Here is a 20960-nt window from a genome sequence, read left to right on the forward strand (position 1 = left end):
CGTGGTGCGTGGCTCAATCGCCCTGGAACACGGGCTTTTGCCTGGCTGAAAATGCTTCGTACGCACGCGTGAAATCCTGCGTCTGCATGCAGATGGCCTGCGCCTGCGCCTCGGCCTCAATGGCCTGGTCCAGCGTCATGGCCCATTCCTGGTGCAGCATGGTCTTGGTCATGCCATGGGCGAAGGTCGGGCCATCGGCAAGGTCCTTCGCCAGCTTCTGTGCCTGCGCCAGTACATCTTGTGGGTCGTGCAGCGCATTGAAGAAACCCCACTGCAGGCCTTCCTGCGCAGTCATGGTGCGACCGGTGAAAAGCAGCTCCGACGCACGTCCCTGGCCGATCAGCCGCGGCAGCAGCGCACAGGCGCCCATATCCGCGCCAGCCAAACCGACGCGTGTGAACAGAAACGCCGTTTTGGCCTGCGCCGTGCCCAGCCGCATGTCAGCGGCCAATGCCATCATGGCGCCGGCGCCGGCGCAGATACCGTCGATGGCCGCGATGATGGGTTGCGGGCACAGGCGCATGGCCTTGATCAAGTCGCCGGTCATGCGCGTGAACTCCAGCAGCTCCGGCATCGTCATTTTGGTCAGGGGGCCGATGATTTCGTGCACATCGCCACCCGAGCAAAAGTTGCCGCCGGCCCCAGTGATGACCACAGTTTTCACATCGGTCGCGCTGTTCAGGGTGCGAAACAGGTCGCGCAGTTCGGCGTAGGAATCAAAGGTCAGCGGGTTTTTGCGGTCCGGCCGATTCAGCATGAGCGTTGCCACACCGGCGTCGAAGCGGTAAGAAAAATGCTCTGCCTGGTGATGGGCCATCGCATCGAATTGCGCATGCATGGGGTTGCCCAGGCCAATGTAGTGTTTCATGTCGTTTCCAGTTTGCTGTCGGCCAGAAGGGCGTTGTGGTGTTGCTTGACCTTTCCGAGCAGCTTGTGCAAGGACTCCACCTCGCGCGCTGACAGGGCTTCGAACGCGGCCACAATCCAGGCCTCGTGTTCGCTCGCCATTTCGTCAAAGAGCTTGCGTCCGCGCGCCGTCAGACGCACCCGGTAAGCGCGGCGGTCGCCTTCGACGTCCACACGCTCCACCACACCCTCGGCCACCAGCTGGTCGGTGATGCCGGTGACATTGCCGCCTGTCACCATCATCCGCCGCGACAACTCGTTCATCTTCAAGCCTTCGGGGTTGCGCTCTAGTTGGGCCATCAGGTCAAAGCGCGGCAAGGTCGTGTCGAACTGCTCGCGCAGCTGGGTGCGCACCTGCTTTTCGACCAGCTGCGTGCAGGTCAGCATGCGCAGCCAAAGCCGTAAGGCCTCGGGGTGCTCGCTGTGGCCTCTTGCTTCCATGTCCATGGGTGTCTCCTTGGGGTAATCTGGTTGCTATTTATTTGATAGCTGCTGGCGCACGGTTTGATTGGGCTAGAAGCTCTTTTTGCTTGAAAAGTTCACGGTAAAGCTGGTCGCGGCCGCTCAGGTAGGGCTGTGGCCAATTCACGTGGCGGCTTTGCAGTTTTGCGGCCTCATGCAATGTCCAGGCGGGGTCGGCCAGATGCGGACGGGCAATGGCGCACAGGTCGGCGCGCCCGGCCGCGATGATGCTGTTGACATGGTCGACCTCCGAGATCGCCCCCACCGCAATGGTCTGGATGCCGACCTCGTTGCGGATGCGGTCGGCAAACGGCGTCTGGTACATACGGCCGTAAACGGGCTTGGCCGCGCGCGTGGTCTGGCCTGACGAGACGTCGATGAAGTCGCAGCCCGCAGCCTTGAACATCCGGGCGATCGCAACGGCGTCGTCTGCGGTGTTGCCGCCGGGCGCCCAGTCGTGCGCAGAGATCCGCACGCTCATGGGCCGGTCGGCGGGCCAGGCCTCGCGCATGGCGGCAAACACTTCCAGCGGAAAGCGGCATCGATTGTCCAGGTTGCCGCCGTAGTCGTCGGTGCGCTGGTTGGTCAGAGGGGTGATGAAACTCGACAGCAGGTAACCGTGCGCGCAGTGCAGCTCCAGCCAGTCAAAGCCAGCCTCGGCCGCGTAACGAGTGGACTGCACGAACTCTGCCTTGACGCGGTCCATGTCGGCGCGCGTCATGGCTTTCGGCATCTGGTTGGTCGGGCCGTAAGCCACCGCACTGGCTGCCAGCAGCGGCCAGTTGCCGCTCGGTAGCGGCTCGTCGGGCGCCTCCCAGCCGACTTGCGTCGAGCCTTTGGGCCCGCTGTGGCCCAGCTGCATGCCGATTTTCGCGCCGGCGCCCGACGCATGTACGAAATCCACAATGCGCTTGAAAGCCTTCGCTTGCGTTTCGTTCCAGAGGCCCGGGCAACCGGGGGTGATGCGGCCTTCGGCGCACGGGGCTGTCATCTCCACAAACACCAGCGCTGCGCCGCCCAGTGCGCGCGCGCCCAGGTGCACGAGGTGAAAGTCTTGCGGTACGCCGTCCACGGCGCTGTAGGTGGCCATGGGTGAGACGACGATGCGATTCTTTAAAGAAAGCTCGCGCACCTTGAGCGGCAGCAACATGGGCGGTGGTGAAGATAGAGCCCCCACGCTTGCCACTTCGTGTGTTGCGCTGCCCCCCGAGGGGGCCTTCGCTTGCTCGGGACGGCCCGTCGCTACGCGTGTCGCAGCATTGCTCTTGGCCAACCACTGCTCATAGCCCTGTAGCCAGACGGCATCCCGCACGCGCAAGTTCTCGTGGCTGATGCGCTGTGAACGCGTGAGCAGCGAATAAAAGAACTGCTCGGCCTCCATGCCGCTATAGCGGTCGACATTCTCGAACCACTCCGTCGAATTGCGTGCAGCATTCTGGATCTTCAGTACCTCGACCGAGCGCAGGGCTTCATAAGCTTGCAGCGCTGCGGCGGCATCGCCGTGTTGCGCAAAGCAGTTGGTCAGCTCTATCGCATCTTCGAGTGCCAGCTTGGTGCCGCTGCCGATCGAGAAATGCGCGGTGTGCGCCGCATCGCCCATCAGCACAATAGGAGCCCCCACGCTCCTCACTGCGTGTGCCTCCGGCGTTTCGCCGCCCCTTTCTTCACGAAGAGGGACTGGCCTTGCTAGGGGCGGCTCGTCGCTGCGGCCGGGCACGGTGGGCCAATGCACCCAGCGCTCGCACACCACGCGCGGAAAGCGAATCCAGATCGCCGAGCCGCGCACGTGCGTGGCGTTGTTCATCAGCGGGTTGCCGTCCAGGTATTTTGCGAACAGGCGTTCGCAAAACGCAATGCCGTCTTCCTGGCTCATCTGGTCCAGGCCGTGGGCCTGCCAGACGGCTTCAGGCGTCTCGACGATAAAGGTCGAGGTGTTCTCGTCAAACTTGTAGGCGTGTGCGGCAAACCAGCCGTGCTCGGTCTGCTCAAAGGCGAAAGTGAAAGCGTCGAAAGTTTTGTGCGTGCCCAGCCAGACGAAGCGGCAGGCCCGCAACTCGACGTCGGGCTTGAAGGTCTCTGCGTAGCGGTTGCGTATGCGGCTGTTCAGGCCGTCGCTGGCAATTACCACGTCGGCGTTGTACTGCGCGGCGATGGCCTGGTCGTCCTGGACATCAGTTTCAAACACCAGGTCCACACCCAGCGCGATGCAGCGCTCTTGCAGAATGTTGAGCAGGCGCTTGCGCCCTATGCCGCAAAAGCCGTGACCGCCCGAGCGAACCGAGCGGCCCTTGAAGAACACCTCCACGTCGTCCCAGTGGTTGAAGGCATCACCGATCAGCTGCGCGCTGACCGGATCGGCCACGCGCAGGTTGCCCAGCGTCTGGTCCGACAGCACCACGCCCCAGCCGAAAGTGTCAAAAGGCCGGTTGCGCTCGACCACGGTCACGGTGTGAGCCGGGTTTTGCAGCTTCATCAGCAGGGCGAAATACAAGCCTGCGGGACCACCGCCCAGGCAAAGAATGTGCATGAATGCGTACTCTCTGGATAAATTTAACCTTAATTGTTTAGGTTTAAAGTAAATCCGTCAAGTGGGTTTTCCGGCGGTTTTCGCAACACCGGAAAACGGGTGTTACCGCCCCGGCATGGATGCACAGCGCTACTTGCGGCCGGGCGCCAGCGGTGCCTCAGGGCGCCTGAAAGCCGGCTGCACGGTAAGTGAGCACCAGCGTGTCGCGAAAGCCACTGCCCGCACGATCATCGGCCGGCAGGATGGGCGTGGTCTCGTGAATCACCCGGGCGTCGTCCAGCAGCAGGGCCGTCAGGGGCTCTTGCATGACAAAGCGCACGCCGTGCGGGCCGTTGGCATCAAACACCCGGGTTTCGCCGCCTTTGACGCCGTGCCGCGCCACCATCATCACCACCACAAAGTCCACGCCATCGCGGTGCGCGCCTTCGGGCGTGGGCCGGCCTACGCCGCCCGCCGTGTCGATGCGGAACTGGTGCGCCTCAATATGCCAGCGCGCCGCCGGCTGCACCTGGGCAAACAGCTGTCCCAGCGCGGCCAGCAAGTCCGTCCATGCCGGCGCAGTGGCGACTGCCGGCTCGACCGGGTCGAACCAGCGTTCAAAGCCGCCGTGCAGGGCGTTGTAGTCGGTGGGCTGCCAGTGCGCGCGATGCGGTGTCTGTGTGATGGTGCCCGTCGGCAACTCCTGGATAAAGCAGGCGTGCCGGCGTTTGCGGTAGTGGCCGCCGTCTTTCAGGTGAGCGTCCGGCGGCAGGCGGTTCCACGAGTCCGTCAGTGCTGACCAGCCCGGTGCCCAGGCAGCGTTGTCAAGTTTCAGCGTGGCCGTCAGCTCCGCTGGATTGAGCAGGCTCAGGCCATCCTGGCTGAGCGCCTGGCGGGCCGACTTGGGGACAGTGGCAATATTGAACATAGGTTGCTATTTTGCTTGAGGCGGACGGGCCTTCCGCGCTCTGCATCTGGGACCCTTCAGGCCTCAAAAGGTGAAGCCTGCCTACATACACGGGCTGTAAAACTTTCCATAATGGCCTGTCTGTCCAACTTGAGGAGCCATCCATGCTTTACAAATTCAAATCCAAAGACGCCGGCGATGTGATCATGCTCGAGGCCAACGGCCGCAAGGTCCTTGAAATCATCGGCAAAGACCCCGCCCCCAAAGGCATCATCCTGCCCGACCAGATGCCCGCCGCCATCGCCGCCCTGCAAGCCGCCATCGCCCATGAGGAATCCCACGATGCCAACGCCGAAGACGGCGTCGTCCCCGGCGACGGCTTGGGCCTGCGCCAGCGCGCCGTGCCTTTTATCGACATGCTGCAGCGCAACCTCAAGTCGGGGCATGAGGTGGTCTGGGGCGTGTAGGCGCCACGCCGCGTCGGTCACAAGAAAGAAAAGTCCTGCTGAATAGTCAAAAGTGCTTCTTCGACCGCCGCACATCTATGACAGAACGATGAAGCGCTGATAACAGGCTCATTCCGCAATGTAACTTTCCGACACCTCAACGCTAAGTGCTGACTCTAAAGTTTGGACCGATAAGGTAGCGGAGCCGCACTAATGATTGACTATTTTGTGGACTTAAAACTTGTCCCGGATAAATCTCTCATTGGCGTTGCAATCGAAATTAATCCGTAGACAAAAACTGCAAAGACCAGTATGCCGACCACGATAGTAAGACTGTCGATAGCTTGTTTGGCTCTGGTTAAGGCTTCCTTGAATGGTGGCTCACCGGCTTTGACTCGCTCCCACTCATCCTTCAATATTGCTGAGGAATGAAGGGAGACTTTTTGCAGGATGACCCGAACGGGCGAGCAGTCTCTGCTGGACGTGCTAATAAGCTCATTCTGACCCTGCAGTGCTGAGTCGATAAGCTCCATAAGACTTTCATGCGGGCGCTCACCTAGGTTTAGCCGGAGTCTAATTCGATAAGAGCTTTCGGCTGCCTGTAAGCGTATTTCACCGATCTTGTCCACAGTGAAAGGCGCGACGCCGCCGGGTGTATTCTGAGCTTCAATCACACGTGTCATCGCCTGTGCTGCTGCGCAAAACTTCGCTACATCTTCACGTAGACCATCAATCCAAGCTTGTCTCAACTCCGAAGTTTTCTGTTCCTTGTTTACTGTGAAGGTTACAAACGAAAACACTGCAGCCAATAGAGCTGCGCTAACGGTCGCTAGGGCGGTAAGAAGGGGCGTCCAAAACGTGACGTTCACATTGGTCCTTCGTGAGCTGCGATTTTGATTGATCGATGCATGCTATTGATGGTTGAGGTGGTTTTGGCTCGTATAAAGTAATAGCAATGGCAAGGTTTTGCCATTGCTATTCCAGCAAATTCCTAATGCAAAGAGTTCGTAATCCTTCAACTCTCTGAAATCGCGGAGATATCTTATAAGGGCTCTGGACCCTCAATCCACCTTCGCCCCCGAAGCCTTCACCACCTGCGCCCATTTCTTGTGCTCGGCGTTGATAAAGGCCGTGAACTGCGCTGGTGTATTGCCGCTGGGGATCGCACCTTGCACCAACAGCTTTTCCTTCATCGCCGGCGTGCCCAGCGCTTTGGCAGTTTCTTGCTGGATGCGGTTCACAATGTCAGGTGGCGTGCCGGCGGGGGCGAGGAGGCCGAACCAGGAGCTGGCGTCAAAGCCTTTCATGGCAGGGCCGCCGGCTTGTTCTATGGTGGGCACGTCGGGCAGGGCGGCTGATCGTTCGGCGCTGGTGACGGCCAGGGCTTTGAGTTTGCCGGCCTTGATGAGCTGCATGGAGGAGGGCAGGTTGTCGAACATGACGTCCATGTCGCCGCCCACCAAGGCGAGCAGCGCGGGGCCGGAGCCGCTGTAGGGGAAATGGGTCATGTAAGTGCCGCTCATAGTTTTAAAGAGCTCTCCCGCCAGGTGGATGGACGTGCCGTTGCCGCTGGAGGCCATGTTGAACGTGCCGGGCCTGGCCTTGGCCGCACGGATGAAGTCGGTCACATTGTTGATGCCCGCGGCTTTCGCTTTTTCGGCATTCACCACCATCACATTGGGCACGCCCGCCACCAGGGTGATGGGCGCGAAATCCTTTTGCGGGTCGTAAGCCATCTTGCTGTACAGCGACTTGTTGATGCCGTGCGTGCCGACGGTTCCCATCAGCAAGGTATAGCCGTCGGGTGCTGATTTGGCCACTACATCGGCACCGATGTTGCCGCCGGCGCCGGCACGGTTCTCAACCACAAAGGGTTGACCGAATGCCTTGGAGAGCTCTGGTGCCATGGCTCTGGCCAGGATATCGGTGGTGCCGCCCGGGGCAAAAGGCACCACGATTTTGACGGGTCGCGAAGGCCATGCGGTTTGTGCCGATGCCCCGGGCGCTATAAAATTAATAGCTGCTAGCGCAAGTCCCGTAAGGGTCAGGCGGCGGTTTTTCGTGAAAATCGTTGACAAGGTGGTCTCCAGGGGGAAAGCTTAAGGGGGAGCGGCGGCGCGAAGTGACAACCGGCGGATGGCTGTCCCCAAGATAGCGTGCCCGGCTGCGAGCTTCAAGAGGGTTAAACCTAGCCTGCCGTTCCATGAAAAAAGCCGCCGGGCATTCGCCGGGCGGCCTCTCGCAAAAACAGCCGGTGTTCAGTCGGCAAACTTGCCGGCAGCGTCAATCACCGGCTTGAGCTTGTTGATCTCGGCGGCCACAAAGGCTTTGTGTGCAGCAGGCTCTACACGCTTGTCCGTGACCACCACGGCGCCAAGGCCTTCCTGCTTCTTGATGAATTCAGGGTCCTTGAGTGCCACTTTCAGGGCATTGTTGAGCTGGGTCATCACGGCCGGGGGGGTTCCTTTGGGGGCGTACAGGCCGTGCCAGATCGTCAGGTCGAAGCCCTTGAGGCCCATTTCCTGCAGCGTCGGGTAGTCCTTGAGCAGCTTGTTGTTTTTCAACGGTTTGGCGGTCGTAACTGCAAACGCCTTGACACGGCCGGCCTCAATCTGGCCGGTGGTGTTGGTGGTCTGGTCGCACATCATGTCGACCTGCCCGCCCACCAGCGCATTCATCGCCGGGGCCGTTCCGCCAAACGGAATGGTGGTCATGGCTTCCTTGGCATTGATAGCCGCTTGCCACATCAGGCCGCACAGGTGCGATGCCGAGCCGAGCCCCGCGTGGGCGATGTTGAGCTTGCCGGCATTGGTGCGAATGTAGTTCTCGAAATCGCGGTAGTTGTTGGCCGCCAGTTGCGGCTTGCCGATGATGGTCATGGGCACTTCGTTGATCATGCCCAGGAACTCAAAATCCTCCAGCACCTTGTAGGGCAGCTTGCGGTACAGCGCCGGTGCGGCCGCCATGCCGATGTGGTGCACGAGCAAGGTGTAGCCATCGGGTGCGGCACGTGCGACCTTGGCCGCGCCGATGGTGCCGCCCGCACCATTGACATTTTCCACCACGAAATTGGCGCCACCGCCCATGGCTTTGCGCATGGCTTCGGCCAGGTCGCGTGCCACGCGGTCAGTCGGGCCACCGGCCGCAAATGGGACCACCAGGGTAACGGGCTTGGAGCCGGGGAAGGCAGGGGTTTGTGCGTGAGCGGCAAACATGGCCGTTGCAGCTGCGGCGAGGACTAACAGGCGTTTCATGAGCGTCTCCTTGTAATGAACACGCCAAGTTTACGGTCCCCTTGCCGCGCGAACATCGCGGGAACTACGTAAGGGCAAGCCCCGGGTCCCTTGCGGGGCGCGAGGATCTAAACCAGCAGGGGCCGCGGAACCGGCTTTGCCGGGCCGCAGGCGCAGCGGCGCCCTCGGGGGGCAGCGCAGTACACGAAGTGACAAGCGTGGGGGCTCTACTTGTAACTTCTCGCGTCCTCAATAACCTTGCCATCGTTGGGGAGACTTCCCGGCGGGACAAGCTGAACTGTTCCGCGCAATTTGGTGATGTCGCGAATCGCTTCGCCGATGCGCTGGTCCAAGCCGTCGGGTGCCGCTGCGGCTTCAACCTGAAAGTGCATGGTGTCGCTGGCCATCTCGCCGCTCACCACCAGCCGGGCCTTGATCACTTCCGGAAAACGCCGCGTGATGTCGGCGACTTGCCCCGGGTGAACAAACATTCCGCGGACCTTGATGGTCTGGTCCGCCCGGCCCATCCAGCCCCTGATGCGTGTGTTGGTGCGCCCGGTTGGACACGTGCCGGCCAAAATAGCCGAGAGGTCGCCAGTGCCAAAGCGGATCAACGGGTAGTCGGCGTTCAGTGTGGTGACCACCAGCTCGCCGACTTCGCCGGGCGCCACGGGGTCCCCGGTTCCGGGCCGCACGATCTCCACGATCACGCCCTCGTCCAGAACCAGACCTTCGCGGGCTTCGGTCTCGTAGGCAATCAGCCCCAGGTCAGCGGAGGCATAGCACTGGTAGCCGGCAATGCCACGCTCCGCAAGCCAGTCACGCAGGCTTGGCGGAAACGCTTCACCGGAAACGAGCGCCCGCGTGACGGTGGGCAGCGCCACCTTCATTTCAGCGGCTTTTTCCACGATGATTTTCAGAAAACTCGGTGTGCCGATATAGCCGGCCGGCTTGAGATCGGCCATGGCTTGAACCTGCTGCTCGGTCTGGCCGGTGCCGCCCGGAAACACTGTGCAACCCAACGCATGGGCACCGATTTCCATCATCGCGCCCGCGGGTACGAAGTGATAGCTAAAGCTGTTGTGAATCAACTGGCCGGGGCGAAAGCCCGCGGCAAACATGGCCCTGGCCATCCGCCAGTAGTCCTTGCGCGTGCCGCCGGGTTCATAAATGGTGCCGGGGCTGGCAAAGACCTGGGGCATGTGCGCGCCGTAGCGCAAGGCACTGAAGCCACCAAAGGGGTCGCCGCTGCCGCCAGGCTTGCGCTCAGCCTGCTGGCGCTCAAGAAGCTCGTGCTTGCGTGTAACGGGCAGTTGCGCCAGCGATTCACGTGACGTGATGGCCTGGGCGTCGACATCCTTGAGAATGGCGGTGAACGCGGGCGCCTTCGTCTTGGCGTGAGCGATCTGTTGCGGCAAAGCGGTCATAAGGGCCGCTTCGCGTTGCAGAGAGCTCTGCACTTCCAGTGCGTCGTAATGTGTCGTCATTCGATATCTTCCAAAACCGGGCAATACCTCGGTGCGATGCGAGTTCCAAACCAGCAGGGGCCGCGGGACCGGCTTTGCCGGACCGCAGGCGCAGCGGCCCCCCCGGGGGGCAGCACAGTACACGAAGTGACAAGCGTGGGGGCCATGTTTAGGCCAGCCAACGCTTGCGGCGCTTGTAGCTCTTTACATCCTTGAAGCTCTTGCGTTCGCCGCCACCCACGCCGAGGTAGAACTCCTTGACGTCCTCGTTGTTGGCCAGGTCGCTTGCCGCACCGTCCATCACCACGCGGCCGCTTTCCATGATGTAGCCGTAGTCGGCATATTTGAGCGCCATGTTGGTGTTTTGCTCGGCCAGCAGGAAGGTGACCTGCTCCTTCTGGTTCAGGTCTTTCACGATGTTGAACACCTCTTCGACAATTTGCGGCGCAAGACCCATGGAGGGCTCGTCCAGCAGCACCATGGAAGGGCTCGCCATGAGTGCGCGGCCGATGGCGCACATCTGCTGCTCGCCACCCGACGTGTATGCGGCTTGCGAGGTACGCCGGGTTTTCAGGCGTGGAAAGTAGTTGTAGACCTTCTCCAGGTTGGCTGCCACTTCAGCCTTGCTGCTGCGTGTGTAGGCGCCGGTCAGCAGATTTTCCTCAATGGTCAGGTGGGCAAAGCAATGGCGCCCTTCCATCACCTGCACCACGCCGCGCTGCACCAGGTCGGCCGGCGAGAGGTTTTCGATGCGCTCGCCGCGCAGTTCGATGGAGCCCTTGGTGACCTCCCCGCGCTCACCCCTGAGAAGGTTGGAAATTGCGCGCAGGGTGGTGGTCTTTCCCGCGCCGTTGCCGCCCAGAATGGCCACGATACGGCCTTGCGGGACCTGCAGCGAGACACCTTTGAGCACCAGGATCACGTGGTTGTAGATAACCTCGATGCCGTTGACGTTGAGAACGATGTCAGGTGAGTCACTCATTGTTTGTATCCGTTAGAACCAATTTGCGGTGAAGCCAATTGAAAAAGCCGGTGTGTCGGCCCTTTCAATTGGCGGCTCGCAAGAGCCGCAGCAGACCTCCCGTCTCCGGGAGGCCTGCATATCAGGACTGGCAGTCCGCCGGTGTACGGGGCGTCAGTTTTTTCTCGGCGGCGTATTTGGCGGCCGTGGACTTGACCAGGGGCTTGATCACCTGCTCGTCGGCCTGCAGCCAGTCGGACGTGAATTTCCATTGCTTGCCGTCCCAGGTATGGATGCGTGCCCATGCCGAGCCCATGTGGTCCATGCACGAGGTGCTGATAGGCCGCATCACGCCGGCAAAGCCCAGCGCGTCCAGCTTGGCCTGCGTCAGGTTCAGGTTTTCCAGGCCCCAGCGCACTTGCTCACCGGTCATGATTTTTCCCTTGCCGAAACGCTCTTGCGCGGCGCGCAAACCTTCCACGCCCAGCATGGCACTCATGGCGCCGCGCATGTAGAGCACCTGGCCGACTTCTTCCTTGGGGCCCGTGCCCTGGCCCTTGCCATGCACCATGGTCAGCATGTCTTTGGCCAGCTTGGAATTGGGCTCGGCGCCGTGCTGCATCGTCACCGCGTTGTAGCCCTTGGCGCCGTCCGCCACGTCTTTCACATCAGGCTCGGCGCCGGCCCACCACACGCCGTACATCTTCTCGCGCGGATAGCCAGTGGCTTGCGCTTCCTTGATGGCGGTGGTGTTCATGATGCCCCAGCCCCAAAGTGCGACGTAGTCAGGGTGCGACTGGCGAATCTGCAGCCAGGTGGCTTTCTGCTCGACACCGGGTGCGGTGACGGGCAGCAGCTGCAGGGTAAAGCCGTGCATGGCGGCGCGTTCCTGCATCAGCGGGATGGGTTCCTTGCCGAAAGGAGAGTCGTGATAGACCAGCGCGATGCGCTTGCCCTTGAGCTTGTCGAAGCCGCCTTCCTTCTTGGCGATGGCCTGGAGGATGGCGTCGGCGGCAACCCAGTAGGTGCCAGCGATCGGAAAGTTCCACTTGAAGATGGAACCGTCTGCGCTCTCGCTGCGGCCATAGCCCACAGTCACCACCGGAATTTTGTCGATCGGCGCTTTCTCGGTGATGGCAAAGGTGGCGCCGGTCGACAGCGGTTGCACCAGGGTGGCACCGCCGTTCTTGCCCTTCAGGCGTTCATAGCATTCCACGCTGCGGGCGGTGTCATAGCCGGTTTCGCATTCTTCAAACGAAATCTTCACGCCGTTGATGCCGCCGCGGGCGTTGACCAGCTTGAGATAGTCCACATAGCCGTTGGCCCAAGGCACGCCGTTGGGCGCGTAAGGCCCGGTGCGGTACGACAGCACCGGGAAGAACTGCTCTTTGGTCTGGGCGAATGCGCTAGTCGTCACCAAGGACGACGCGCCGGCGGCAACCGCCGCCACTGCCAATATTAAATTACGAATCTTCATTGTTGTCTCCTGGAATAATTAATAAACACCCTGAAAAACTGACACCTCAGTAAATGACCTAAGCCTTCGCGGCGCATTGGGGATTTCGAGTAATTCTTAACCCTATGAGTGATGACGCGGAAGGTCTTAGTGGGGGAACGGCCACAGTCGCAACTTCTGCTTGCCCACTGCCCACAGCTTGGCCAGCCCGTGCGGCTCAACAATCAAAAACCACACGATCAGGCCGCCAAAAATCATCAGCTCGGCGTGCGAGACGCCCGCCGTGGAAATCGAAATACCCAGCCAGCCCGCCAGCACCGGCAGCAACTGGCTCAGCACAATCGGCAGCACCACGATGAACGCCGCGCCGAAGAAGCTGCCCATGATCGCGCCCATGCCACCGATGATCACCATAAACAGCAGGCGGAAGGAGTAGTCCACCGAAAACGCGGCGGGCTCCCAGGCGCCCAGGTAAATAAAGGCCCACAGGCCGCCGGCGATGCCGATGATGAAAGAGCTCACCGCAAAGGCGCTGAGCTTGGCGTACATCGGGCGGATGCCGATCACGGCGGCGGCTACGTCCATATCGCGAATGGCCATCCACTCTCGGCCTATCGCACCACGCACCAGGTTCTTGGCCAGCAGGGTGATCACCACCACGATGGCCAGGCAAAAGAGGTATTTGCTCAACGCGCTTTCAATGGGCAGGCCGAACACCTGCAGGTTGGACACCGACACCGAGCCGGAAGGCGTGTCCATGGTGAACCATTTGATGCGCAGAAACATCCAGTCGCTGAAGAACTGCGCGGCCAGTGTCGTCACTGCCAGGTACAGACCCTTCACGCGAAGGCTGGGCAGTCCGAACAGGATGCCAAACAGCATGGCGCACAAACCGCCCAGAATCAGTGCCGGAATCAGCGGCATGCCGGGGATGCGCACAAAGAAGTTGTAAGCGCCATAGGCCCCGACCGCCATGAAGGCGCCCGAGCCCAGCGAGATCTGCCCGCAATAACCCATCAGGATATTCACGCCCACCGCGGCCAGCGAAAAGATCAGGAACGGAATCAGGATGGCGCGAAACAGGTAGTCGCTGGCCAGCAGCGGCACGGCAATGAATGCAAAGGCCAGCAGCAGCCCGATGGCGATGCGGTCTTGCAGGATCGGGAAGATCTGCTGGTCCGCCCGGTAGTTGGTTTTAAACTGGCCGTTTTCTCTGTAAAACATAGGGGTGCGTCGCCGTTAAATCGCGATGGAAAAATATTTGCGTGGGGCAGCGTCCCGTACAGCAGGGGCCGCGGAACCGGCTTCGCCGGGCCGCAGGCGCAGCGGCCCCCCCGGGGGGCAGCGCAGTACACGAAGTGACAAGCGTGGGGGCTTCATACCCGGTCGATTATTTTTTCGCCGAACAGACCCTGAGGCCGGACCAGCAAGACGCACAAGGCAAGCACATACGCGAACCAGATTTCGATACCGCCGCCGACATACGGCCCGAGAAAGACCTCGGCCAGTTTTTCGCCAACACCGAGAATCAGTCCGCCCACGATCGCGCCCGGCACCGAGGTAAGGCCGCCCAGGATCACCAGCGGCAGCGCCTTCAGCGCCAGCACCGACAGCGAAAACTGCACGCCCAGCTTGCTGCCCCAGATGACACCGGACACCAGCGCCACGAAACCGGCCACGCTCCAGACAATGACCCAGATGCGGTTCAGCGGAATGCCGATGGATTGCGCGGCCTGGTGGTCGTCGGCCACGGCGCGCAGGGCCCGGCCTGTGCTGGTGTACTGGAAGAAGGCGGCGAGTGCGGCCACCAGGGCGGTGGCGATCAGCGCGGCGACCAGGTCTTCCTGGTTAACCAGCAGGCCACCCCGGAAGACACCTTCCAGCAGGAACATCGGGTCTTTGGGCATGCCCACGTCAATCTTGTAGATGCTGGAGCCGAAAATCGTCTGGCCGAATCCATCCAGGAAATACGAGATGCCCAGGGTCGCCATCAACAACGCGACGCCCTCCTGGTTCACGAGTTTGCTGAGCACCAGCTTTTCAATCAACCAGGCGACAACCACCATGATGGCCAGCGCGGCCGCGAAGGCCAGGGCGTTGTTGATGAACTTGTTGTCCAGGCCCGTCCACTGCGGGATCCATTCGGAGAAGCGGGCCATGGCCAGCGCCGCGAACAGCACCATGGCGCCCTGGGCGAAATTGAAGACGCCCGACGCCTTGTAGATCAGCACAAAGCCCAGTGCGACCAGCGAATACAGCATGCCCGACATCAGGCCGCCGATGATGGTTTCGAGAACCGGCCCTAGCATCTGTTGTTCCCCCCTGTTGCGGACTCACTTCGTGTAGAGAGTGTGTTGCACACCCCCGTTGCCGACTCGCTTCGCGTAGCGGCCTCCCCCCTTGCAGGGGGCGCCGCCAGCCGCCCAGCAAAGCCGGTTCGGCGGCGGCCGCTTGGAGAGTTCAGTTGGGATTCTTTGTGCATATACATGGTTAGTGGCTCGTTCCGAGGTAAGCCTTGATCACGTCTTCGTTGTTGCGTACTTCGTCGGGGGTGCCGTCGCCGATTTTTTTGCCGTAGTCGAGCACCACCACGCGGTCGGAGATGTCCATCACCACGCCCATGTCGTGCTCGATCAGTACCACGGTGGTGCCGAACTCGTCGTTGACGTCAAGCACGAAGCGGCACATGTCCTGCTTTTCTTCGACGTTCATGCCGGCCATGGGCTCATCGAGCAGCAGCACCTGCGGCTCCATCGCCAGCGCACGGCCCAGGTCCACACGCTTTTGCAGGCCGTAGGGCAGCTGGCCCACAGGTGTTTTGCGGTAGGCCTGAATTTCCAGGAAGTCGATGATTTTTTCGACCGCCTCGCGGTGCATGATTTCTTCTTTTTCCGCCGGGCCGATGCGCAGCGCCTGCAGCAGCAGGTTGCTTTTGATCTTGAGGTTGCGGCCCGACATGATGTTGTCGAGCACGCTCATGCCCTTGAAGAGTGCCAGGTTCTGGAAGGTGCGCGCGACGCCCATCACCGCCACTTGATGGCTGTTCATATGCTTGAAGGTCTGGCCTCGAAAAGTGATGGAGCCCTGCTGCGGCGCATAGACGCCGTTGATGCAGTTCAGCATGGAACTCTTGCCGGCGCCGTTGGGGCCGATGATGGCGCGGATCTCGTGCTCTTTCACGTTGAAGGAAATATCCGACAGCGCTTTCACGCCGCCGAAGCTGAGAGAGATGTTTTTGACGTCCAGAATGACGTCGCCGATCTTTTTAGCCATGTCCAATTCCGTTCGCACTGAGCTTGTCGAAGTGCAGTTTCAGAGAAGAGAGGGCTTCGACAAGCTCAGCCCGAACGGTCAATTTATTCATGCAGCCGCCTTCACAGGTGCAAAGGTTTGTGTGTCGTCGATCTTCAGCGTTGCGCTGACGCTGCCCGACCGGCCGTCTTCAAACTTCACGACCGTCTCGATGAACTGCTCTTTCTTGCCGCCGTACAGCGCATCGACCAGAGGCAGGTACTTCTCGGCAATGAAGCCGCGGCGCACCTTGTTGGTCCGCGTGAGCTCGCCGTCGTCGGCATCCAGCTCTTTGTGCAGCACCAGGAAGCGGCTGACCTGCGAGCCGGCCAGCAGGGTGTCGACGCTGAGGTCGGCGTTGACCTTTTCGACGCATTCCTTGATGAGCTGGTAGACCTCGGGCTTTTGCGCCAGGTCGGTGTAGCCGGCATAGGGCAGGTTGCGCCGCTCGGCCCAGTTGCCCACGGCGTCGAAGTCGATGTTGATCATCACGCAGACCTTGTCGCGGCCGTCGCCGTAGGCCACGACTTCCTTGATGTGCGGGAAGAACTTGAGTTTGTTCTCTACGTACTTGGGCGCGAACATGGCGCCGTCGTTGGCGCCGCCCTTGATGCGGCCCACGTCTTTCACGCGGTCGATGATCTTGAGGTGGCCGCTGGCGTCGATAAAGCCCGCGTCGCTGGTGTGGTACCAGCCGTCGGCGCTCAGCACCTCGGCCGTCGCCGTGGGATTTTTGTAATATTCCTTGAGCAGGCCGGCGGACTTGACCAGGATTTCCCCGTTGTCGGCCACCTTGATCTGCACGCCCGCGATGGGCACGCCCACGGTGTCGGCGCGGGCCTGGTTGTCGGGCTGCAGGCAGACGAATACGGCGGTCTCGGTCGAGCCGTAGAGTTGCTTCAAGTTGATGCCGATGGAGCGGTAGAAGGTAAAGAGATCCGGGCCAATTGCCTCGCCGGCGGTGTAGGCCACGCGTACGCGTGAAAAGCCCAGCGTGTTGCGCAGCGGGCCGTAGACCATCACGCTGCCCAACGCATACAGCAGGCGGTCAAGCGCGCCCACCGGCTTGCCGTCCATCAGCGCGGGGCCGGCGCGTTTGGCCACGCCCATGAAATAGTTGAACATGCCGCGCTTGATGCGGCCCGCGTCTTCCATGCGAATCATCACGGTCGTCAGCAGGCTTTCAAAAATCCGCGGCGGCGCAAAGTAGTAGGTCGGGCCGACTTCTTTCAGGTCGATCATCACGGTGCTCGCGCTCTCGGGGCAATTCACCACATAGCCGCAGGCCAGCCACTGCCCATAGCTGAAGATGTTCTGGCCGACCCATGCGGGTGGCAGGTAGGCCAGCACTTCCTCGGCGGAGGTGAGCTTGTCGAAGTCGGCGCCGGCCTTGGCGCGGTCCAGCAGGGTGTTGTGGGTGTGGACCACGCCCTTGGGGTTGCCCGTGGTGCCCGAGGTAAAAAACATCGCGGCCACGTCGTCCGGCTGGGTTTTCTCGACCTCGGCCTTGAAGAAGCCGGGTTGTTTTGCGGCAAAGGCCTCGCCCTTTTCCAGCAGGGCGTCCAGCGACTGCAGGCCCGGCTCGGCATAGTTGCGCAGGCCGCGCGGGTCGTCATAAATGATCTGCCCGAGCTGTGGACACTGGCCGCGTATCTCGAGCAACTTGTCGACCTGTTCCTGGTCTTCCACCACGGCAAAACGGACATCGGCATTGGTGATCGGGAAAACGCATTCGGCCCCGACGGCATCCTGGTAAAGCGGAATCGGCACAGCGCCCAGCGACTGCGCGGCCAGCATGGTGGCGTAAAGACGCGGCCGGTTGGCGCCGATGATCACCATGTGCTCGCCGCGCTGCAAGCCGGCCTGATGCAGGCCGCAGGCAATGCGTTCCACCAGTTGCGCCATGCCAGCCCAGCTGTGCGCTTGCCAGATGCCGTACTCTTTCTCTCGCATGGCGGCGTCGCCGGGGCGTTCGGCCGCATGTTTGAGCAGCAGTCGTGGGAACGTGGTCTGCATGGTCCTTTGTCTCTTTATTTCTGTGTCGCCAGACTGCCGCCGTCAGAGGCGCCGATCAGTCAAAACCTTGTCTTGTGTTTGCATGGTAGGCGCGCGTTTGACGTCGTGTTGTCGTTCGGACGACAATTCAAGGGTGATTACTCCCCCGGACTTTCCCTTAGCCACAGGCGCCACATGTCGGTGATCACCGGCCAGTCCATGCAGATCCGCAGCCGCCTGCCGGATGCGACGGAGCTTGCCGGTGTTCACTGGCTCAAAGAGTTGCTGCCCGCCGAACGCGAGCGCGCCGTGGCCGACCTGCGGGTGGGCGACGCGCAGATTGGCGATTACGTCTGCCGGGTCGGCAAGCCGGTGACGTACTGGTTCGGGGTGGTGGAGGGCCTGCTGAAGATGAGCTCGGACAGCGCCCAGGGCGCCACCATGACATTTGCCGGCCTGCCCCCCGGTGCATGGTTTGGCGAGGGCACCGTGCTCAAGCGGGAGCCCTACCGCTACAACATCCAGGCCTTGCGAAAAACCGTGGTGGCGGGACTTCCGGCCGACAGCTTTCACTGGCTGCTGGACCACTCCATCGGCTTTAACCGCTTCGTGATGAACCAGCTCAATGAGCGCCTGGCACAGTTCATCGCCGCGCGCGAAATCGACCGCATGAACAACCCCGACATCCGCGTGGCACGCAGCCTGGCTTCGCTGTTCAACCCGGTGCTGTACCCCGGGGTGGGCGAGATGCTGCGCATCACGCAGCAGGAGATGGCCTACCTGGTGGGCCTGTCGCGCCAGCGCGTGAACGAGGCGCTGAGCACACTGCAAGCCCAGGGTTTTATCCGCATTGAGTACGGCGGGCTGCGTGTGCTGGACCTGGGCGCGCTGCGGTCCAGCGTTTTTTCAGAAAAATAAGGGCTGCAGCCCCATGGTAACGGGCGCAACATGCTCCTGAATTCATAGCAAGCTGAAGAACCTCACGCGGCACCGCCCATGCAGCGTCCAGCGTCAATCCGTCAGTGGGCGGTTTCCTGCACACCAGAGGCGCACAAGCGCCGCTACCAGCTTGAGCGCCGGCGCCGACAGGTCTGCAAACGAACGCGCGCGAACTTCGGGATGCAGACCGGGCTTTTTTGCCCGGTTTTTACGCTTTCTTTATACCGGCCGCCTTTCTTTCATCTCCGTTTTTACACGCGGAATCCGACACTTTCTCCATCGTTATTCGTTGGAGAAAGATCATGGATCTTGCGTTTATTCTTGGCGCCGCCGCCCTGTGGGGTGTGATGGTGCTGCTGGTCTGGGGCTTTCAGAAGCTCGAAAAGCCCGAAGGGGGCCGCTCATGATCAGCCTTGATATCTTGTACGGCTTTGGCGGCTTCTGCGCCATTGCGTTGCTCGCCTACCTCGTCTATGCGCTGATCTGCGCCGAGGAGTTTTGATGAACGCCGCGCAGAACCGCTTCAAGCAAGTGAACGCCCCCTCGGGGGGCAGCGCGCCGGCCCTGGCCGCAAGCGTGGGGGCTCTATGAATAATTCCTCATGGGGCTTGTTGGCTCTTTTCCTTGGTGTGCTGTTGGTCACCGCCTGGCCGTTAGGTATCTGGCTGGCACGCATTTATTCCGGCAGCCTCCCCGGCTGGATGCACAAGGTCGAGGCACCGCTGTACCGGCTGGCCGGCACGTCCGCTGATACGAGTATGAAGTGGTCGCAGTACGCGCTGGCCTTGCTGGCGTTCAATGCACTGGGCTTCGTCGGCGTGTATGCCTTGCAGCGCTTGCAGGTGTGGCTGCCGCTCAACCCGGCCGGCATGGCCGCCGTCGTACCAGACTCGGCCTTCAACACCGCCATCAGTTTTGTCTCCAACACCAACTGGCAGGGCTATGGCGGCGAGTCCACCATGAGCTACCTCACGCAGATGCTGGCGCTGTCGGTGCAAAACTTCTTGTCTGCCGCCACTGGCATTGCCGTGGTGTTTGCGTTGTTCCGCGGCTTTGCTGCGCGTGCGACGGGCGTGATCGGCAACTTCTGGGTCGATGTCACGCGCATCACCGCCTGGCTGCTGTTGCCGCTGTCGCTGGTGTTTGCCGTTTTTCTGGCAGGCCAGGGCGTGATCCAGAACTTCGACAGCTACAAGGACGTCACGACGCTGGAAACCACGTCTTATCAGCTGCCCAAAGCGGGGGCCGACGGCCAGCCCTTGAAAGACGAAAAGGGCAATTCAGTCATGGAAGAGGCCAGGTCCGACAAGCAAACCCTGGCCATGGGGCCGGTGGCTTCGCAGGAAGCCATCAAGATGCTGGGCACCAATGGCGGCGGCTTCTTCAACGCCAACTCTGCGCATCCGTATGAAAACCCGACCGCGCTGAGCAACTTCTTTCAGATGCTGGCGATCTTCCTGATCCCCGCAGCGCTGTGCTTTGCGTTCGGCCGTGCGGTGGGCGACCAGCGCCAGGGCTGGGCCGTGCTGGCCGCCATGACGGTGATGTTTGTCATCGCGGTCGTGGCCATCACCCCGGCCGAGCAAGCCGGTAACCCGCTGCTGCCTCCGCTGGGTGTGGACCAGACGGCCAGCGCGCTGCAAGCCGGCGGCAATATGGAAGGCAAGGAAACCCGCTTCGGTATCAATGCCTCCAGCCTGTTCGCGGTCATCACGACGGCGGCCTCCTGCGGTGCGGTCATTGCCATGCACGACTCCTTCACACCGCTGGGTGGCATGGTGCCCATGGTGATGATGCAACTGGGCGAGGTGGTGTTCGGCGGTGTCGGAACGGGCCTTTACGGCATGCTGATCTTTGCCATCCTGGCGGTGTTTATCGCCGGCCTCATGATTGGCCGCACACCCGAGTACCTGGGCAAGAAGATCGAGTCGCACGAAATGAAGCTGACCTCGATCGCCATCCTGGTCACGCCCATCCTTGTGCTGACGGGCACGGCCGTCGCCGTGTTGGCGGGTGCCGGAAAAGCCGGCATTGCCAACCCCGGTGCGCACGGTTTTTCGGAAATCCTCTATGCGCTGACTTCAGCCGGCAACAACAACGGCAGCGCCTTCGCGGGCTTGTCTGCCAACACGCCCTTCTACAACACGCTGCTGGGCATCGCCATGTGGCTGGGTCGCTTCGGCGTCATCGTGCCGGTGCTGGCAATTGCCGGCGCGCTGGCTGCAAAGAAACGCCTGCCGGTGACGGCCGGCACCATGCCCACGCACGGCCCGCTGTTCGTGATGCTGCTGATAGGTACCGTGCTGCTGGTGGGTTTGCTGAATTACGTGCCTGCCCTCGCGTTGGGCCCGGTGGTCGAGCACCTGATGCTCTGGCCAGGTCACTAAGCGCA

Annotated in this window: 18 protein-coding genes; 4 read left to right on the forward strand and 14 right to left on the reverse strand. The window is 61.4% G+C overall.

Annotated elements, in window-relative coordinates; all coding sequences use genetic code 11:
• Nucleotides 1-13: 13 nt before the first annotated feature.
• The 4 genes from ABI546_RS04745 to ABI546_RS04760 form a co-directional block, all read right to left on the reverse strand.
• Nucleotides 14-868, reverse strand: a complete 855-nt coding sequence (locus ABI546_RS04745) for an enoyl-CoA hydratase family protein (RefSeq protein ID WP_348044613.1) — start codon at nucleotides 866-868, stop codon at nucleotides 14-16.
• Entirely contained in the window at nucleotides 865-1353 is a 489-nt protein-coding gene (locus ABI546_RS04750; protein WP_348044615.1) for a MarR family transcriptional regulator, read from the reverse strand. The genes ABI546_RS04745 and ABI546_RS04750 overlap by 4 nt, the downstream gene beginning before the upstream one ends.
• A 31-nt stretch (nucleotides 1354-1384) precedes the next feature.
• Nucleotides 1385-3895, reverse strand: coding sequence for a bifunctional salicylyl-CoA 5-hydroxylase/oxidoreductase (locus tag ABI546_RS04755; protein ID WP_348044617.1), 2511 nt, complete (start codon nucleotides 3893-3895; stop codon nucleotides 1385-1387).
• Between the two features lie 157 nt (nucleotides 3896-4052).
• Nucleotides 4053-4802 (reverse strand): 2OG-Fe dioxygenase family protein, encoded by a 750-nt coding sequence (locus tag ABI546_RS04760; protein WP_348044619.1) that lies wholly within the window; start codon nucleotides 4800-4802, stop codon nucleotides 4053-4055.
• A gap of 143 nt (nucleotides 4803-4945) precedes the next feature.
• Between ABI546_RS04760 and ABI546_RS04765 the strand changes: the two genes are divergently transcribed.
• A complete protein-coding gene (locus tag ABI546_RS04765) occupies nucleotides 4946-5248 on the forward strand; it encodes a DUF1840 domain-containing protein (protein ID WP_348044621.1) in 303 nt (100 codons plus the stop codon).
• 200 nt (nucleotides 5249-5448) lie between these two features.
• Here ABI546_RS04765 and ABI546_RS04770 read toward each other — a convergent pair whose 3' ends face one another.
• The 10 genes from ABI546_RS04770 to ABI546_RS04815 form a co-directional block, all read right to left on the reverse strand.
• The gene (locus tag ABI546_RS04770; protein ID WP_348044623.1) at nucleotides 5449-6096 is read right to left on the reverse strand and encodes a hypothetical protein; all 648 of its coding nucleotides are present in this window, start codon (nucleotides 6094-6096) and stop codon (nucleotides 5449-5451) included.
• Between the two features lie 192 nt (nucleotides 6097-6288).
• On the reverse strand, nucleotides 6289-7245 hold the full coding sequence (locus tag ABI546_RS04775; protein ID WP_348044990.1) for a tripartite tricarboxylate transporter substrate binding protein: 957 nt from the start codon (nucleotides 7243-7245) through the stop codon (nucleotides 6289-6291).
• Between the two features lie 240 nt (nucleotides 7246-7485).
• Nucleotides 7486-8481: a tripartite tricarboxylate transporter substrate-binding protein gene (locus ABI546_RS04780; protein ID WP_348044625.1), complete on the reverse strand. Its 996-nt coding sequence runs from the start codon at nucleotides 8479-8481 to the stop codon at nucleotides 7486-7488.
• Between the two features lie 206 nt (nucleotides 8482-8687).
• On the reverse strand, nucleotides 8688-9947 hold the full coding sequence (locus ABI546_RS04785) for an AMP-binding protein (RefSeq protein ID WP_348044627.1): 1260 nt from the start codon (nucleotides 9945-9947) through the stop codon (nucleotides 8688-8690).
• Between the two features lie 148 nt (nucleotides 9948-10095).
• On the reverse strand, nucleotides 10096-10908 hold the full coding sequence (locus tag ABI546_RS04790) for an ABC transporter ATP-binding protein (RefSeq protein WP_348044629.1): 813 nt from the start codon (nucleotides 10906-10908) through the stop codon (nucleotides 10096-10098).
• Nucleotides 10909-11029: 121 nt separating this feature from the next.
• The gene (locus ABI546_RS04795; protein ID WP_348044631.1) at nucleotides 11030-12364 is read right to left on the reverse strand and encodes an ABC transporter substrate-binding protein; all 1335 of its coding nucleotides are present in this window, start codon (nucleotides 12362-12364) and stop codon (nucleotides 11030-11032) included.
• Nucleotides 12365-12490: 126 nt separating this feature from the next.
• Nucleotides 12491-13567: a branched-chain amino acid ABC transporter permease gene (locus tag ABI546_RS04800; protein ID WP_348044633.1), complete on the reverse strand. Its 1077-nt coding sequence runs from the start codon at nucleotides 13565-13567 to the stop codon at nucleotides 12491-12493.
• 152 nt (nucleotides 13568-13719) lie between these two features.
• Nucleotides 13720-14652 (reverse strand): branched-chain amino acid ABC transporter permease, encoded by a 933-nt coding sequence (locus ABI546_RS04805; RefSeq protein WP_348044635.1) that lies wholly within the window; start codon nucleotides 14650-14652, stop codon nucleotides 13720-13722.
• Between the two features lie 181 nt (nucleotides 14653-14833).
• Entirely contained in the window at nucleotides 14834-15616 is a 783-nt protein-coding gene (locus ABI546_RS04810) for an ABC transporter ATP-binding protein (protein WP_348044637.1), read from the reverse strand.
• A gap of 87 nt (nucleotides 15617-15703) precedes the next feature.
• Nucleotides 15704-17650: an AMP-binding protein gene (locus ABI546_RS04815; protein ID WP_348044639.1), complete on the reverse strand. Its 1947-nt coding sequence runs from the start codon at nucleotides 17648-17650 to the stop codon at nucleotides 15704-15706.
• 174 nt (nucleotides 17651-17824) lie between these two features.
• Here ABI546_RS04815 and ABI546_RS04820 point away from each other — a divergent pair, with 174 nt between their 5' ends.
• The 3 genes from ABI546_RS04820 to kdpA all read left to right on the forward strand — a co-directional run bounded on the left by ABI546_RS04820 (nucleotide 17825) and on the right by kdpA (nucleotide 20955).
• Nucleotides 17825-18547: a Crp/Fnr family transcriptional regulator gene (locus tag ABI546_RS04820; protein WP_348044641.1), complete on the forward strand. Its 723-nt coding sequence runs from the start codon at nucleotides 17825-17827 to the stop codon at nucleotides 18545-18547.
• 424 nt (nucleotides 18548-18971) lie between these two features.
• Nucleotides 18972-19070: a potassium-transporting ATPase subunit F gene (locus ABI546_RS04825; protein WP_348044643.1), complete on the forward strand. Its 99-nt coding sequence runs from the start codon at nucleotides 18972-18974 to the stop codon at nucleotides 19068-19070.
• A gap of 85 nt (nucleotides 19071-19155) precedes the next feature.
• Nucleotides 19156-20955, forward strand: coding sequence for a potassium-transporting ATPase subunit KdpA (gene kdpA, locus ABI546_RS04830; RefSeq protein WP_348044645.1), 1800 nt, complete (start codon nucleotides 19156-19158; stop codon nucleotides 20953-20955).
• Nucleotides 20956-20960: the final 5 nt, after the last annotated feature.

It is taken from the genome of Polaromonas sp. (genome assembly GCF_039932935.1).
Taxonomy (GTDB): Bacteria; Pseudomonadota; Gammaproteobacteria; order Burkholderiales; family Burkholderiaceae_C; genus Polaromonas.

What these genes read in the sequence shown, in the direction of transcription:
- ABI546_RS04765 (WP_348044621.1), top strand. Translation starts at nt 4,946, where the DNA reads ATGCTTTACAAATTCAAATCCAAAGACGCCGGCGATGTGATCATGCTC.
- ABI546_RS04820 (WP_348044641.1), top strand. Translation starts at nt 17,825, where the DNA reads ATGTCGGTGATCACCGGCCAGTCCATGCAGATCCGCAGCCGCCTGCCG.
- ABI546_RS04785 (WP_348044627.1), bottom strand. Translation starts at nt 9,947, where the DNA reads ATGACGACACATTACGACGCACTGGAAGTGCAGAGCTCTCTGCAACGC.
- ABI546_RS04815 (WP_348044639.1), bottom strand. Translation starts at nt 17,650, where the DNA reads ATGCAGACCACGTTCCCACGACTGCTGCTCAAACATGCGGCCGAACGC.
- ABI546_RS04745 (WP_348044613.1), bottom strand. Translation starts at nt 868, where the DNA reads ATGAAACACTACATTGGCCTGGGCAACCCCATGCATGCGCAATTCGAT.
- ABI546_RS04800 (WP_348044633.1), bottom strand. Translation starts at nt 13,567, where the DNA reads ATGTTTTACAGAGAAAACGGCCAGTTTAAAACCAACTACCGGGCGGAC.
- ABI546_RS04755 (WP_348044617.1), bottom strand. Translation starts at nt 3,895, where the DNA reads ATGCACATTCTTTGCCTGGGCGGTGGTCCCGCAGGCTTGTATTTCGCC.
- ABI546_RS04805 (WP_348044635.1), bottom strand. Translation starts at nt 14,652, where the DNA reads ATGCTAGGGCCGGTTCTCGAAACCATCATCGGCGGCCTGATGTCGGGC.
- ABI546_RS04760 (WP_348044619.1), bottom strand. Translation starts at nt 4,802, where the DNA reads ATGTTCAATATTGCCACTGTCCCCAAGTCGGCCCGCCAGGCGCTCAGC.
- ABI546_RS04780 (WP_348044625.1), bottom strand. Translation starts at nt 8,481, where the DNA reads ATGAAACGCCTGTTAGTCCTCGCCGCAGCTGCAACGGCCATGTTTGCC.
- ABI546_RS04825 (WP_348044643.1), top strand. Translation starts at nt 18,972, where the DNA reads ATGATCAGCCTTGATATCTTGTACGGCTTTGGCGGCTTCTGCGCCATT.
- ABI546_RS04795 (WP_348044631.1), bottom strand. Translation starts at nt 12,364, where the DNA reads ATGAAGATTCGTAATTTAATATTGGCAGTGGCGGCGGTTGCCGCCGGC.
- ABI546_RS04790 (WP_348044629.1), bottom strand. Translation starts at nt 10,908, where the DNA reads ATGAGTGACTCACCTGACATCGTTCTCAACGTCAACGGCATCGAGGTT.
- ABI546_RS04750 (WP_348044615.1), bottom strand. Translation starts at nt 1,353, where the DNA reads ATGGACATGGAAGCAAGAGGCCACAGCGAGCACCCCGAGGCCTTACGG.
- kdpA (WP_348044645.1), top strand. Translation starts at nt 19,156, where the DNA reads ATGAATAATTCCTCATGGGGCTTGTTGGCTCTTTTCCTTGGTGTGCTG.
- ABI546_RS04810 (WP_348044637.1), bottom strand. Translation starts at nt 15,616, where the DNA reads ATGGCTAAAAAGATCGGCGACGTCATTCTGGACGTCAAAAACATCTCT.